Source organism: Kurthia massiliensis (assembly GCF_000285555.1).
Classification (GTDB): domain Bacteria; phylum Bacillota; class Bacilli; order Bacillales_A; family Planococcaceae; genus Kurthia; species Kurthia massiliensis.
Genome location: NZ_HE610998.1, coordinates 287,385 through 302,588 on the forward strand (window position 1 = coordinate 287,385; position 15,204 = coordinate 302,588).

The 15,204-nt window shown below is 38.1% G+C and carries 16 protein-coding genes; 6 read left to right on the forward strand and 10 right to left on the reverse strand.

Going from position 1 to position 15,204, the window contains the following annotated elements:
* The 6 genes from KMHG_RS17625 to KMHG_RS09155 form a co-directional block, all read left to right on the forward strand.
* On the forward strand, window positions 1-1,258 hold a 1,258-nt coding region (locus tag KMHG_RS17625), incomplete at its 5' end, for an Ig-like domain-containing protein (protein ID WP_010288903.1).
* Between the two features lie 98 nt (window positions 1,259-1,356).
* On the forward strand, window positions 1,357-1,836 hold the full coding sequence (locus KMHG_RS09135) for a DUF4352 domain-containing protein (protein ID WP_010288904.1): 480 nt from the start codon (window positions 1,357-1,359) through the stop codon (window positions 1,834-1,836).
* Between the two features lie 12 nt (window positions 1,837-1,848).
* The gene (locus KMHG_RS09140; protein WP_010288905.1) at window positions 1,849-2,430 is read left to right on the forward strand and encodes a TetR/AcrR family transcriptional regulator; all 582 of its coding nucleotides are present in this window, start codon (window positions 1,849-1,851) and stop codon (window positions 2,428-2,430) included.
* 12 nt (window positions 2,431-2,442) lie between these two features.
* Window positions 2,443-3,306, forward strand: coding sequence for an NAD-dependent epimerase/dehydratase family protein (locus KMHG_RS17630; protein ID WP_010288906.1), 864 nt, complete (start codon window positions 2,443-2,445; stop codon window positions 3,304-3,306).
* Window positions 3,303-4,418 (forward strand): glycosyltransferase family 4 protein, encoded by a 1,116-nt coding sequence (locus KMHG_RS09150; RefSeq protein ID WP_010288907.1) that lies wholly within the window; start codon window positions 3,303-3,305, stop codon window positions 4,416-4,418. The genes KMHG_RS17630 and KMHG_RS09150 overlap by 4 nt, the downstream gene beginning before the upstream one ends.
* Entirely contained in the window at window positions 4,415-4,969 is a 555-nt protein-coding gene (locus KMHG_RS09155) for a sugar transferase (RefSeq protein ID WP_010288908.1), read from the forward strand. The genes KMHG_RS09150 and KMHG_RS09155 overlap by 4 nt, the downstream gene beginning before the upstream one ends.
* Window positions 4,970-5,587: 618 nt before the next feature.
* Here KMHG_RS09155 and KMHG_RS09160 read toward each other — a convergent pair.
* From KMHG_RS09160 to KMHG_RS09205, 10 genes are read right to left on the reverse strand one after another with little or no spacing between them, the layout of a single operon-like run.
* Entirely contained in the window at window positions 5,588-7,084 is a 1,497-nt protein-coding gene (locus KMHG_RS09160) for a cobyric acid synthase (RefSeq protein WP_010288910.1), read from the reverse strand.
* A 14-nt stretch (window positions 7,085-7,098) separates the two neighbouring features.
* Window positions 7,099-7,635 (reverse strand): cob(I)yrinic acid a,c-diamide adenosyltransferase, encoded by a 537-nt coding sequence (locus tag KMHG_RS09165; RefSeq protein ID WP_026022055.1) that lies wholly within the window; start codon window positions 7,633-7,635, stop codon window positions 7,099-7,101.
* Window positions 7,635-8,195 carry a nitroreductase family protein gene (locus KMHG_RS09170; protein WP_010288913.1) on the reverse strand — a complete coding sequence of 187 codons (561 nt, stop codon included), beginning with the start codon at window positions 8,193-8,195 and terminating at the stop codon, window positions 7,635-7,637. The genes KMHG_RS09165 and KMHG_RS09170 overlap by 1 nt, the downstream gene beginning before the upstream one ends.
* Window positions 8,182-8,946, reverse strand: coding sequence for a uroporphyrinogen-III C-methyltransferase (cobA, locus tag KMHG_RS09175; protein ID WP_010288915.1), 765 nt, complete (start codon window positions 8,944-8,946; stop codon window positions 8,182-8,184). The genes KMHG_RS09170 and cobA overlap by 14 nt, the downstream gene beginning before the upstream one ends.
* Complete coding sequence (locus tag KMHG_RS09180; RefSeq protein ID WP_010288919.1) at window positions 8,925-10,295, reverse strand: cobyrinic acid a,c-diamide synthase CobB; 1,371 nt, start codon at window positions 10,293-10,295, stop codon at window positions 8,925-8,927. The genes cobA and KMHG_RS09180 overlap by 22 nt, the downstream gene beginning before the upstream one ends.
* A complete protein-coding gene (locus tag KMHG_RS09185) occupies window positions 10,292-11,425 on the reverse strand; it encodes a cobalt-precorrin 5A hydrolase (RefSeq protein ID WP_010288922.1) in 1,134 nt (377 codons plus the stop codon). The genes KMHG_RS09180 and KMHG_RS09185 overlap by 4 nt, the downstream gene beginning before the upstream one ends.
* Window positions 11,425-12,201 carry a precorrin-4 C(11)-methyltransferase gene (cobM, locus tag KMHG_RS09190; RefSeq protein WP_010288924.1) on the reverse strand — a complete coding sequence of 259 codons (777 nt, stop codon included), beginning with the start codon at window positions 12,199-12,201 and terminating at the stop codon, window positions 11,425-11,427. The genes KMHG_RS09185 and cobM overlap by 1 nt, the downstream gene beginning before the upstream one ends.
* Complete coding sequence (cobI, locus tag KMHG_RS09195; RefSeq protein WP_010288926.1) at window positions 12,201-12,899, reverse strand: precorrin-2 C(20)-methyltransferase; 699 nt, start codon at window positions 12,897-12,899, stop codon at window positions 12,201-12,203. The genes cobM and cobI overlap by 1 nt, the downstream gene beginning before the upstream one ends.
* Window positions 12,900-14,105, reverse strand: a complete 1,206-nt coding sequence (locus KMHG_RS09200; protein ID WP_010288927.1) for a bifunctional cobalt-precorrin-7 (C(5))-methyltransferase/cobalt-precorrin-6B (C(15))-methyltransferase — start codon at window positions 14,103-14,105, stop codon at window positions 12,900-12,902.
* Window positions 14,068-15,201 (reverse strand): cobalt-precorrin-5B (C(1))-methyltransferase, encoded by a 1,134-nt coding sequence (locus KMHG_RS09205; RefSeq protein ID WP_010288929.1) that lies wholly within the window; start codon window positions 15,199-15,201, stop codon window positions 14,068-14,070. Before KMHG_RS09205 ends, KMHG_RS09200 begins: the two co-directional genes overlap by 38 nt.
* Between the last annotated feature and the right edge of the window lie 3 nt (window positions 15,202-15,204).

Sequence of the window (15,204 nt, forward strand, 5' to 3'; positions counted from 1 at the left end):
CGGTAACTTCTCAATTGAAGTACCAGGATCAGTTGGACCAGAGAAAGATTTAACAGTAAAAGCTGAAAATGGTGCGGGTGAAGGTGAAGGTACGACAACTAAAACGCCAGCAGATGAAGCCCCACCTGTAGAAGCACCAGGTGTTCCAGTAATCGGTACAGTAACAGGTAACCCAGTAGAAGGTTACGTTGTAGTCGGTGAAACTGCACCGAATGCATCAGTTACTATTTACGATAGTAATAACAATGAAGTTGGAACAGGTACTGCAGATGAGAATGGTAAATTCCAAGTGAACGTACCAGGATCAGTCGGTCCGAATGCACCGCTTACAGTTCAAGTTTCAAATGAAGGCGGTACAAACGAAGCACCAGCGACAACACCAAAACTTAGTGGTGCGATTACTGTAAATTCAATTACTGAACCTTCAACAATCATTACTGGTTCTGCACCACTTGGTACACAACGCGTGTTACTAAATGTGAACGGTAAAGATTTAAGCTGGGTAGCAGTAAATGCAGATGGTACGTTCCAATTTGAACGTAAATATGTACCAACTAAAGGCGACATCAGCAAGCAAAAAGTATTTGGTGAAGGTGATGAAGTTACGGTTTCGTTCTACGGCAAAGGTGGCGAAGAAGTAACTGCTGGTACAACAGTTGTACAACGAGGAGAAGTAAGCGTTGTATTTGATGCGGAAGGCGTTTCAGTAGACCCAACAACAGGTACTATTACAGCAATTAACGGATATATTGAAGGTTACGCGGCGAACCCAGTATCACGTGTAGTGTTATCGATCAATGGGCGTGACTTAGAAATTGGAAATGTAAATCCAGACGGCACGTTCCAATTTAACCGTAAGTATTACAACGATAACGATGGTAACCGCCAATTACTAAAAGCTGGCGACGAAGTAAAAGTATCGATTTACGATGCTGGTAAACGTGGTATTGCGTCGACAACAACAGTAGCTGGTGAAGGTGTTGTTGGGGTAACGATTGCTGGCTACGATAAAGAAGCCGGTGTCATTAGTGGTACGACTGATCCGCGTATTGAGAAAGTACAACTAACAATCAACGGTATTAATTTATCGGTTGCAACAGTTGATCCAGAAACAGGAGCTTACTCATTCACGCGTAAGTATTATAAAGACCAAGCTGGTAATACGCAAAAAATTAAAGCTGGCGATATTATCGAAGTATCGAACTACAGCAAAACGACATTAGGTGACTCAGCATCATACACTGTACCCGCTGACTAAGATTCACGTAATAAGCAATTCAATACAGGGTAAAGCATATGCTTTACCCTTCTTTTTTCATATAACTAAATGGGATCAATTAGAGGAGGAAATTAATGATGAAAAAATTAACACAAACTTTATTTTTATTAGTTGTTGCTTCACTATTTGTTGCAGCTTGCAGCAATAATGAGGAATCAAGTAAAAAAGAAACGAATACAAATACAAATGAAAGTAATGAAGCAAAGGCACAAATTAATGATGGGGAAATTGAAGAATCTTATGACACAGTAGCTGTTGATAACTTCAAAGTTTCATTATTAAAAACGTCTGTAAAAGATGATGTGTTAACACTTCATTTAAAAGTTAAAAATACAGGTGATGAAAAAGAGTTATTTGATGCATTCGTATTAAGCGTTAAAAATGCAGATGGTAAAAACTTAACAGCGGCATTAGACGAAAATATGGCTGAGCAAATTAAGCCTGGTGAAAGTGCAAAAGGTATCGTGTCATTTACAGCTGCTGGTAAAGGTCCTTTCAGCGTAAAATATGACAACTTAGAAGGTACGCAAAAAGAGTTATGGATCATCAGAAGATAGGAGGGAAGGAAGATGCCGACAAAAAAAGTAGAAGTGATCCATACGAAGGAATTGATCGATTATGCATTCAAGCAGCTACTTGCTGAAAAAGAATATGACAAAATCACCGTAATGGACATTTCAAATAAGGCGAATATTAACCGCGCGACATTTTATCTGCACTTCAAAGATAAAAAATCGCTGTACACGATGTATAATGAACAGTTCTTTTATAAAATCGGTGGCATCTTAAATAATATACTTGCGCCCGAGTATGTAAATAAACGTTTGGATCAATATGTGACAACACCTTTCCCGCCAATTGCTGAAATGTTTAGTTATATGAAAAAGGAAGAGACTTTAACGAATTGCTTATTAGGTATGAAAGGTTTAAGAGAAAACGCGATCCAACTCGAAAAAATGTTAGAACAATATTACTTGAGATTTTATAAAAAAGAACAATCGCCATTGCTTTACCCAGAAGAAAGAGAAACGTACGAGCGTTATATTTTAAAAGCAGCAATGGGTATCATTTACGGCTGGATCGATGAAGGCATGCGCCGACCGCCGGAAGAAATGGCTATCTTATTCGTTCGTATTTCATTAAGACTGTAGGGGTGAGAAAATATGTTGTTTGTGACAGGATTATCAGGAAACACAGGACAAGCATTATTTCCGCATATACGCCATGAAAATATTGTAACGGTCAGCAGACAAAAACAAACGTTTCCACATAACGTTATTTGCCATGAAGGTGATTTAGATGATCGTACTTTCATCGAATCGCTTTTTCAAAAATATCAATTCACAGAAGTGATTCATATTGCCAACATTCGTTACACGAAAATGATTATAGAACTGGCTGAAAAATATCGCGTGCAGCGAGTCATTGCGATTCATACAACAGGTGTTTATTCAAAGTATCGCAGCTGTAGTGCTTTATATGAAGAAATTGAACAAACATTGCAAAAGATGGCGTTAACGCATACGAGTTATGTCATTTTAAGACCAACAATGATTTATGGCAATGAACGTGATCATAATATGCAAAAACTCATTCGTTTCTTAGCACAATCACCTGCGTTTCCTATCTTTGGAGATGGTCAGTCGATGTTACAACCTGTCCATGTGAAAGATTTAGCGGCAGCAATTGCAACAGTATATGCGCGAAAGGATATTCAAAATGACCATTTTGACTTATCTGGGGGGAGTATCATTTCGTACAAAGAATTGATTACTTTTTTAGCGAATGCATTAGATCGACGTGTATATGTCGTTCCTGTACCTTTTAGTGTCGCAACAGCTTGTGTTCGACTTTATAATTTATTGCCGAACGCAATCATTTCAACAGAACAAGTATTACGGTTGCAAGAGCATAAAGTATATTCTCATGAAAAAGCAAAACGGGTATTTGGTTACCAACCACGTTCATTAGAAGAAGGCTTACTTGAAGAAGTGTTTATTTTGCAGCAGAAAGGACTGATTTCATGAAAATTCTCCAAGTGACAGCAGTCGATTTTACGGTAGATAAATTTTTAACACCACTTATAGATCGTCTACAACGAGAAGGCCATGAAGTGCATGTCGCCTGTGCAAAAACGAAAGCTTCTACATCTGGCATAACGATGCACCCGATTGCATTTGCACGAAATATGAATATGCTCAAGCATATGAAAGCAGTTCAGCAACTTGTGAAACTATTACGACAAGAAAATTATGATGCGATTCATACACATACGCCTGTTGCAAGTGTGTTATCGCGTATTGCTGCAAAGATTGCTGGAGTGCCACTCGTCATTTATACAGCACACGGTTTCTATTTTCATGAGCGTATGCCGAAGTTGCAATATCAAGTAGCCTATGCGATTGAAAAATATGCTGCGCGCTTTTTCTCCGACTATGTCTTTTTCCAAAGTGAAGAAGATTATGCCCTTGCAAAGCAAAAGCAGTTCAAAAAATCAGAGCGACTCGTGCATATCGGCAATGGTGTCAACAAGGAACGCTTTAACGTTACACAGTATGACCGACAAGCTGCTCGCCAGGCACTCGGACTACCAGAAGATGCGCCTGTTTTTCTTTTCGTCGGCCGTCAAGTGAAAGAAAAAGGATTACAAGAGTTGGTCGATGCTTTTGAATATCTACCGGAACAAGCACATATCGTCATCGTTGGTGGACAAGTTCCTGGAGATCGAGATAGCATTCACATCGAAGCAAAAGATCGCTTACATGTGTTAGGTGAGCGTGAAGACATTCCAAATCTTTTAAGCGCTGCAGATGTATTCGTACTCCCTTCTTATCGTGAAGGATTGCCACGTTCGATCATTGAAGCAATGGCTATGGGGAAACCGGTCATTGCGACAAATATTCGAGGTTGTCGTGAAGAAGTCATTCATGAACAAACTGGTTTATTATGTAACGTGCAAGATGCACAAGATTTAGCAGCTAAAATGAACGTATTTCTTGAACAACCTTCGTTAATACAAACGTATGGTGAAGCAGGGTTACAGCGTTTTTTAGAAATGTATGACGAGGAAAAAGTGTTAGATCGTCAGATGACGATCTATCAAATGCATATTGCGACAGAAATGGGGATGGTGAAATGAAGCGTGTCATCGATGTTGTGGCTGCGACACTTTTATTAATCATTTTAGCAATACCGATGTTACTCATTGCACTTTGGGTTAAGTTGGATTCTGAAGGACCTGTGCTATTTAAGCAAAAGCGCGTGGGCCAGTACAGTCGCCATTTTAACATTTATAAGTTTCGAACGATGGCGGTTGATACACCTAATATTGCCACAAACGATTTAGATCCTACACAGTTTGTGACAAAGTGTGGTCGATTTTTACGTCGTACAAGTTTAGATGAATTACCGCAACTTTGGAATATTCTAAAAGGAGATATGGCTTTCATCGGTCCACGCCCAGCACTTTACAATCAATACGATTTAATTGCAATGCGTGATAAGCATGATGTGCATACGGTCAAACCAGGATTGACGGGTTATGCGCAAGTGAATGGTCGCGACTTTATTAGCGATGAACTGAAAGTATGGTTTGACCGTCATTATGTGAGTCACCGTTGTTTGAAATTAGATTTTAAAATCGCTTGTAAAACTGTAAGCAATGTTTTAAGAAAAGAAGGCATTCGATAATCTATTGAAGCAACCGTCTTATAAAGGCGGTTGTTTTTTTGTGCATTTTTTCACTTTGGGCAATTGCACATAATTATTCAGCAAATCAATATGGACATCACATTTCTAAGAAAGTATTCCATGCTAGCAATCGTATTAAGGCCTTATAGTGATAGCATAAGTTTACTCCATCTTTTTGTTGGTTTTTAATGAATTTCAAAGATAACTTTAGTAAACTATATTATTAATAATAAAGTTAACTAGGTTAATATAAGATAACTTAATATCATTAATTATTGTAAGGTGCATGAATATCATTAATTTTGCTAATACCGATAATACATACTTACGCGTATTAGCAAAATATAGCAACACCTAAACATATCTTATTTTTACAAACTATCTATCATTGCTATTTTTATGCGATGAAGTGTCGTAGAGCTTACAGTAAGCTGTAAAAATATAATAAGAAAAGTCAATATATTAACAGAAATGTTCAAAGCCGTTCTTTAGCGCGTAAAATATAGTAAAAGACAAAAGACTTATATAAAATTACAAGTCTTTTGTCTTTGCTACATCAATTCAAAATAATCAATATAATGTTCTTGTTCATCATCTAACCACGCTATTATTTCTTCTTCATTTAACATACGTCGTCGATTCCAAGTCTAAAATTTTATACAGCTTGTCCATATCAATAGCTTTTTCAAATTGCTGTGCTGCAATATTATAAGCTTGTTCGCGTAACATTTTTTCTGACTGAACTTCTTCAGACAATGGCGCTAAACCTTTATAAGAACGCCATTCATTCACGAGTTGGCGTGTAAATGTACGATTATGAAAAATACCATGAAAATATGTACCGATTGTTCGGTTGACGACTGCTCCATCTGTACGCCCATCTTCTAATAATAAAAACGGTGCACAATCTCTAATCCTTTTTGTACGTCCAAGGTGAATTTCATACCCTGTAAGTTGTTGATTTGTTCCGTATAAAGTGCCACTATTTTGTACCGTTCGTTTATTACCGACAAATGTCGTCTCAATAGGTAATAGACCGAGGCCTTCTGTATACATTTGAGTTCCTTCTACAAAATCAGGATCATGAAGTGCTATTCCTAGCATTTGATAGCCTCCACAAATGCCAATAATCGCTGCATCTGATTGTTGAATGATTTCATCAAAATGTTGTGCGCGTAGCCAATTTAAATCTTCAACTGTATTTTTTGTACCAGGGATAATAATAACATCTGGGTCACGTAAATCAGCCAACGTCTTCACAAATCGAACACCGACGCCCGGTTCATCCATGAGTGGGTCAATATCTGTAAAATTAGAGATACGAGGCAATTGAATTACCGCAACATCAATGTCGAATTCATTCTCTTTAGGACGCTTAAAACGTAAGGCTGATAATGCAAGTGAATCTTCCGCTTCAATATGAACATCCATATATGGCACGACCCCTAAAACAGGAATATTTGTATATTGTTCTAACCAAGTTATACCATCATCTAATAACTCTCTCATTCCTCTAAATTTATTAATGATAATTCCTTGCACACGTGCTCGCTCTTCGTCATCTAATAAAGCTAACGTACCAACAATCGAAGCAAACACCCCACCTCGATCAATATCTGCAACGAGTAATACGGCTGCATCAGCAGCATGAGCCATTTTCATATTCGCGATGTCTCGTGATTTTAAATTGATTTCTGCTGGACTACCAGCACCTTCTAATACGATGACATCATACTGCTCCTTTAGTCTTTGGACAGCTTTTTCAGCAATCGGTAATGCTTCATCTACAAAACTATTTCGATATTCAGTAGCACTCATATCCATATGGTGTTTTCCATGGACGATAATTTCAGACATCGCATCTTGCTTTGGCTTTAACAAAATAGGATTCATATCTGTAGTTGCTTCTACGCGCGCCGCTTCGGCTTGGACACCTTGTGCACGTCCAATCTCTCCACCATTTTTTGTTACATAGGAATTAAGTGCCATGTTTTGGGATTTAAACGGTGCGACTCGATAGCCAGCATTTGAAAAATGACGGCAAAGTGCAGTCGCTAGCATACTTTTTCCCACATCTGAGGATGTTCCTTGAATCATTACAGCTTTTGCTGGCATCATGTTACCCCCTTTTAAAATTCTAATCCTTTTACTGCTGGGATTCCTTCATTATAATAATGTTTTGTTGGTTCAATAGTTGATACTAGATCTGCTAAAGCAATCAGTTTTTCTTGTGCGCTACGCCCTGTGATGATGAGATGCATTGTCGGTGGGCGATTTTGAATCGCTGATATAACTTCATCTAAAGGTAAAACATCGTTAATCGGAAAACGATCAATTGCAAGCGCATTGTTTAATTCATCTAAAACGAGTACATCAATCGTCTCATCTCGTAATTTTTCTTTAGCAATAGCCCATGCTTTTTTTAAAGCAATTCGATGTTCTTCAGGTGTTTTTTTCCATGTAAATCCAATACCTAATTGTTGCATCTCAACGCCTAGTTTTTTGAGAGCAATTTTCTCCCCATAAGTACGATCTGGATTTTTAATGAATTGCAAATATACGACATTCATTCCTCTTCCGACTGCACGCAATGTGAGCCCTAATGAAGCTGTGGTTTTGCCTTTGCCATCTCCTGTATAGAGCAAAAATAATCCTCTTTTTTTCATTACAACCACGTCGTCTTTTCAGAAAATAATGTACGTTTTGTTGCTGATGGTACTGCTGCTTCTGGATAACCGATGAAAATTGTACCAATAATACATTCATCTTTTTGTGCACCGATAAATGAATGTAAACGTTCATCATGTACAAGTCCTACACCGCGCGTACGCCACACAAAGCCGAGTCCAAGTTCTTCTGCAGCTAACCACATGTTTTGAATAGCACAACTCGTTGCACATATGTCATCCATTGTAGCTGCCTCATCATTTTCAACCGCCTTTGCTGTTACGACAATAACAGTTGGTGTAGTAAGTACTACTTTTAGAGAGCTCTCTACTAGATTTGGTTTCGTCGGAAAACGTTCTTGTAAATAAGCTGTCGCTAATGCTTCGTAATCTTTTTTCTTTTCTTTACCGAATACATAAAAATGCCAAGGCTCTCTTAAACGATCTGTCGGAGCATATGTCGCAACTTCTAATAGTTGCTCAATTTTTTCTTTTTCTACAGGACGTGCTTCATAATTTCGGATAGCTCGTCTTTGTTTAATGGCTTTAATGACTGACATGTTGTTCCTCCTCTATCCATGCGAGTGTTTCATGTAAATTCGCTACTTGCCCTACTAATATAAGTGCAGGATTTTTAATATTTTGAAGAACTGCTTCTTCTGCAATATTCTCTAATGTTGATAATATTGTTCGCTGCTCAGCTGTGGTCCCTTTCTCGATAATAGCAACAGCTGTGTCACTTGAACGTCCATGCTTCATTAATTGGTTAGCAATATATCGTAAATTACCAATCCCCATATAAAAAGCTAAAGTATCAATGCCTGTAGCAACTTTGTCCCACTGTACAGTATCTTGTCCTTTTTCGTCTCTTCCATGTCCTGTAATAATCGCAAAACTTGAAGCATATTCTCGGTGTGTAACTGAAATACCGGCATATGCAGGGGCAGCGATACCAGCAGTAATACCTGGCACTACTTCATAGGCAATATTCGCTTCTCTTAATACGCTCGCTTCTTCTGCACCGCGCCCAAATACAAATGGATCGCCACCTTTTAAACGTGTCACCATTTTCCCTTGCTTTGCTTTTTCCACAAGTAAATGATGAATTTCCTCTTGAATAAAGTGATGTCTCCCGGGTTCTTTTCCACAATAAATCATTTCAGCATTGGGCTTTGCATATGTGAGAAGCTTTTGATTCACTAATCGGTCATAGGCAATTACATCTGCTTGTTGAATACATTCAAGCCCCTTTAATGTAATAAGTTTTGGATCACCTGGACCTGCTCCTACTAAATAAACTTTTCCGTACATCTAGACACTCCTTCTACACAAGCACGCACAAATCGTGTTGCTATCATTGGATTTGAGGCGAAATGGAAATGAGTATAACCTGCAATAATATTGTCTTGCATGTAACCTTCACCTTTTGCTTTAAATTTTCCTTTTGTATGATAGGCATATTTTTCAACACCTTCATAAATTGAGTAATGGAACTCGTGACCTTTTGCTTCCATTCCTTCTTCTAATAAGAAGTTTCCACTTTTACCATGAATTTCACGATAACCTAAAGCTACTCGCTTACCCTGCATTTTAGTTTTGCCAGGAATGACGCCAACCATATCAAACTGCGTGCCATCTACAAGTTCAATATTTTCTGTCAAATACATAAAGCCGCCACATTCTGCAAATATCGGCTTTTGCTGTGCGACAAACGCTTGAATAGATTGTTTCGTCTTTTCATTTTTAGCTAGTTGAGCCGCAAATTCCTCTGGAAATCCACCACCAATATATAAACCATCTGTCTCAGGTATTACCTCATTATTAAGTGGAGAAAAGTAAACAATATTAGCACCATTTGCTTCTAATAAAGCCAAATTTTCCTCATAGTAAAAATTAAATGCAGCATCTTTTGCCACTGCAATCGTACATTGCGTTGGCGCTTTTTTTGTAAAAATAGAAGTAGATACATTTAAAACAGGTGCTTCTGTTAAAGTGAGTAATTGATCAATATCGATTGTTTCCTCTATTAATCGCGCTAATTGTTCGAAATATTCAGCCATTTCTCCACGTTCTAAAGCGGGGATCAACCCTAAATGTCGGCTAGGCATATGTAAATCAGCATTTTTTTTCATGTAACCAATGACTGGCACATGACATTCTGCTTCTATCGCTTGTTTAACAATATTAAAATGACCGCTACTTCCTACTTGATTCGCAATAACAGCCACAATATGAGGAGATGTTGACAACATTTGAAATCCTTTAACAATAGCTGCTGCACTACGAGCCATCGCTGCACAATTCACTACAAGTACGACAGGTGATTTAGTAATAGCTGCAATATCAGCTGTAGATCCAATATCCGACAAAGGATCTTTCCCATCGTAAAAGCCCATTACCCCTTCAATAATTGCTACATCACTATCAGCAGAAGCTCGTTTTACAATATCATTTATCACATCGTTACTAAACATAAAACTATCAATATTATGAGATGTCCTGTTCGTAACTGCTCGATGAAACGATGGGTCAATATAATCTGGACCGCATTTAAATCCTTGAACTTTTAAACCTTTTCGTTGTAACGCAGCCATTAAGCCAATCGTTAAAGTCGTTTTCCCGACACCGCTATTGGTTCCTGCTATAACAAATCTTTTCATGATGTCACTTCCTCAAAATTTATTGCCGCTACAGATATTGTTGTATTACCTGATTTTCTCTTTACAAGTATCAAGTCATCATTGCCGCTATACAACCGGACAGCTGGCTCACTAACACCATATACACCTGTATATTTAAATACCGTATCGGACGGAGCCGTCACTATAGTGCTGTTTAATTCATCTTTTGTATACCATTTAAAATCCCAATCATACTTTTCTGTAATTTCATGGAAACATGGCTCATCTTTTTTTAATTCAAATGTAACAAGTGCTTTGACACTCTTTATAGACAATCCTAATTCTAATAACGTTTCTTGGATTACGTTTTCTATTTCTGCTGTAGATGTTCCTCTATTACACCCCATCCCAATCACAATTGATTTTGGACGATAAATAACGTGATTTGAAATTAATATCGATGGATCTAAAAGACGATGGGTAATAATAAGTGCAGCATCCGGATTTGCAGCCATTGCTTCTTCAATCGTTTCATACAACTTTAAATTCTGTGGCATCGGTGTATCATGCATCCACCAGTTCGTTTCACCAGCTTCTTGAACGATAGCGACATGTTCCTCATTTACAACTGATGCAGATACAGGTGTTAATTGATCGGGACTATCCCATTGCCAACCGAACTTTGCACCAAAAAGATCTACTGGAATCGTCTTTTGTACATCTGAAGCTGTTGTAATAATTGCATTTGCATTCAATGCCTCTGCTACTGTATGCGTTAAAGCATTTGCACCACCTAAATGACCTGATAGCATGCTGATCACATTTTCGCCGCGATCATCAATAACGACAACTGCTGGATCCACCTTTTTATTTACAAGAAGTGGTGCAATCATTCTTACTACTGCTCCAAGTGAGATGATTGTAATAATTCCATCATAATGTTTAAAAAGAGCGGGAAATAACATGCGTACACTACCACTAAAAAGTTGCACATTATGTGCGTGCTCATCACCTCGTTCAAATTTACTCATATAATAAACATCTGTATTTGGCAATGCTTCATGTAAACGACGGCTGATTGCTACTCCGTGTTTTGTAATAGCGACAATAGCATAATGATGTTTTACTTTAATCGGTGCCAATACATCTTCCTTTAATTCAATAACCATTATTCTTTCACCGCTTTACGGAAACCATGTGTAAATGTTTTATCATACAATTTCGAGCGATAATCTTTTTCATGAATATGTGGATCTAATGCCCAACCAGCTAAAATCATCGCATGTTTTCGAATACCATTTATACGCATATCTTCATCCAAATGACTAAGCGTTGTGCGCACAATTTTTTGATCTGGCCATGTCGCACGTTGTACAACCGCTACAGGCGTATCATCTGACCAACCAGCTGCCTGTAGTTCTTTCACAATTTTTTTTGTAAGCGTTGCACTTAAAAATAACGCAATTGTACAATGATGACTTGCTAAATTTTTTAATTTTTCTAATTCAGGAACTGGTGTACGACCTTCAGCACGTGTTAAAATCAGTGTCTGTGTTAAATCTGGAATTGTGAGCTCTGCACCAACTGCTGCTGCAGAAGCAAATACAGAACTTACGCCTGGAATAATTTCACATGTAATATCATTTTGTTTTAAAATCGCCATTTGCTCCATAATAGCGCCGTACATAGCAGGGTCTCCCGTATGAACACGTGCTACGACTTTTCCTTCATTAACTCGATTCACGATTTCTTGTACCATTTCATCTAAATGCATACCAGCTGTCTTTAACACTTCGGCTTCAGGTTTTGCTTTCGCAATCAATTCCTTATTTACTAAAGAATCTGTATACATTACGACATCAGCAGTCTGAATGATATTTAAACCTTTGACTGTTACTAAATCGGGGTCTCCCGGTCCTGCACCAACAATATAAATTTTTTTCATTATTTACGCACCACCATTAATGTTAAATATTCCAGCTCTACACCATCTAACTCTGATGTTTTCCAAATAACTTCTTCATCTGATGTTACTTTTGTAACGACATGGGCTTTTTCTAATAAATTTAAATCACGTAAAACACGAAGCATTAAATCAATAACCTTAGCTACTTTTATAAAAACGACTGCATCATGCTCTTCAATCACTTTACGCATCGCATCGTAATCATCGACTGCTGGGATCATTGCAATATGATCATCGCCATCGCCAAGAGCAATTCCTAATCTCGAAGCTGAACCGTTGAACGAAGAAATACCAGGTACCATTTGAATGTCTACTTCTGGATGACGTTCTTTCATTAAATTCATTAAATGAATAAACGTACTAAATAACATTGGGTCGCCCTCTGTTACAAAAGCGACGTCTTTTCCTTCGGCAATGCGTGCATAAACTTCGTCGACTGCTTTGTTCCATTCACGATCGAGTGTCTCCTGATGTTTTGTCATCGGGAACACTAGTCCTAACATTTCTTTATCCATACCACTCACATATACATCAACAATACGCTGTGCATAACTTTTTTTACCTTTCATCTTTTTCGGATAAGCAATAACTGGTGACTCCTTCATCACGCGGAATGCCTTTACAGTAATGAGTTCCGGGTCTCCCGGTCCTACGCCTAAACCAAATAATGTTGCCATTTATATTTCCTCCTTGGATGCCGTAATAATGAAAATTGGATTTAATGGAACGAATCGTGTCATATCTAAAATTGGCTTACTTCTTGCAATTTGCGCTTGAATAATTTGTACGTGTAACCCTAGTTCTTTAAAAATTGCTACGGCTTTCGCTAAATTTTCAATCGTCGTTGCATTTAAAACAATTCGTCCTTTTTCATTTAATCGCTGTGCACAAATTGTTAATAATTCTTTCATATTGCCACCTGTTCCACCTAAGAAAACGGCATCAGGATTTGGAAATTCATCTAAACGCTCTGGTGCTTTGCCATGAATAGCTGTCATATCAACACGAAATTTTCGTTGGTTTTCCAAACAGTTGGCTAAATCAGGTTCATTTTTTTCGATAGCATAAATAGCACCTTCATTTGCGATACGTCCTGCTTCAATGCCGATAGAACCAGTGCATGTCCCAATATCCCACACAATCGATTGTTTTTTGAGGTTCATTTGTTGAATAGCTAGGACGCGAATTTCTTTTTTTGTAATTAAACCTTTATCCGGCTTCCTTTGTGAAAAAGCTTCATCATCAATTCCTAATGTCCAGACTTTTGGTAGCATTTTTGCCCTTAGAATGACTACGTTTAACGGTGAAAATGAAGCATGCCGCATTTCTTCTATTGTAAAATAACGACAACGTTCATTAGGACCTTCTAAATTTTCCGCCACAAAAGCCTCATATTCATCAAAGCCGAAATCAAATAAATAATTTGCAATTGCATTTGGTGAATTTACTTCATCTGTCAGAAGTGCTACTTTTCGTTCGCCATTAATTTTTTGTGCAAGCCCTTTAATAGGACGTCCATGTAAACTAATCACTTTTGCATCTTGCCAACTCATTTGACAACGAGCGAATGCTAGTTGCATAGAACTCACATACGGATAGATTTCAAGTGGTACCTTTGTTGATAAGTACTGTCCAATGCCATAAAAAAGTGGATCACCTGATGCTAAAATCACAACATTACCTGATGCTGCTAAAATTTTTTCAACAACTTGTTTTAAGCCGCCTTTAATGATAATTTTGTGCCCCTGATATGTATTGAAAAACTTCATTACACGTTCTCCTGCTACAAGTACATCACTACTAGCTATCCAGGTACGTGCTTCTTCGCTCAAAGATGCTTCACCATTATCCCCGATTCCAATTAATTTGATCGATGTTGTCAATGTTCTCAGCCCTTCCTAATTGTTCACCCTTCATCGAATAAATAAAGGTACTTACATTCATATTGCTTTTTACATGATGTAATGCTGAATAACAGCAAGCTTCACATAGATGGTTAAAAAATGATGGATAATTATTTTCCAACATAATTTCACCTACATGAGAAGCTGTATTAGCATGGCGTATTTCTTCTTGTAAATGTTGTGGCACTCCAATATCGGCAGCAATTTGTGCCAAAAAATTAAAATCAATAGGTGCACTTTTCGAATGAACCATCATAACGCCTTGTGCTACTTTCGAAAATTTCCCCATCATTCCAACAAGTGTCACTTTCGGAATATCATGAAGTTTACAATGTTTTAACGCATGCCCTACAAAATCACCCATTTCGATAAAACATTCTTCTGCTAAATTTGGAAAAAGTGCCATCGCATAACGTTCGCTGCGCCCACCAGTTGTCAATATGAGGTGTCGTTGACCAGCTGCACTTGCGACACTTACAGCTTCCGCAATACTTGCCATGTAAGCGGCACTTGAAAATGGTACGACTGTACCGCGCGTCCCTAAAATAGAAATACCACCAATAATGCCAAGTCGTCCATTTAACGTTTTTTTTGCAAGTTCTTCACCATCTGGTACAGATATGACGACTTTCACGCCTCTTTTAATGCCGAAATGTGTTAATGTTTCTTTGACTACTTCATATAGCATTTTCCTTGGTACTGGATTAATGGCAGCTTCCCCCACTGGTACTGGTAGCCCTGGCTTTGTCACTCTTCCTACCCCAATGCCTCCATCTAATACAACATCATCCCCATCGATAAATGATACGGTCGATTCAATTAATGCAAGGTGCGTTACATCTGGATCATCTCCTGCATCTTTAATCGTCCCACATCGCACGGTATCCCCTTCGCGTACGGTATGTTCTATCGTAAATGTTGCATATTTACCAATCGGTAATAAAATCGTTACCGATTCTTGTTCCTCCCCTGAAAGTAATGCAATTAAAGCGGCTTTTGTTGTTGCAGTTGCACAAGCGCCTGTCGTATATCCATGTCGCATATCTTTCGGGTCTTTTTTCTTCTTTTTTTCCATTAA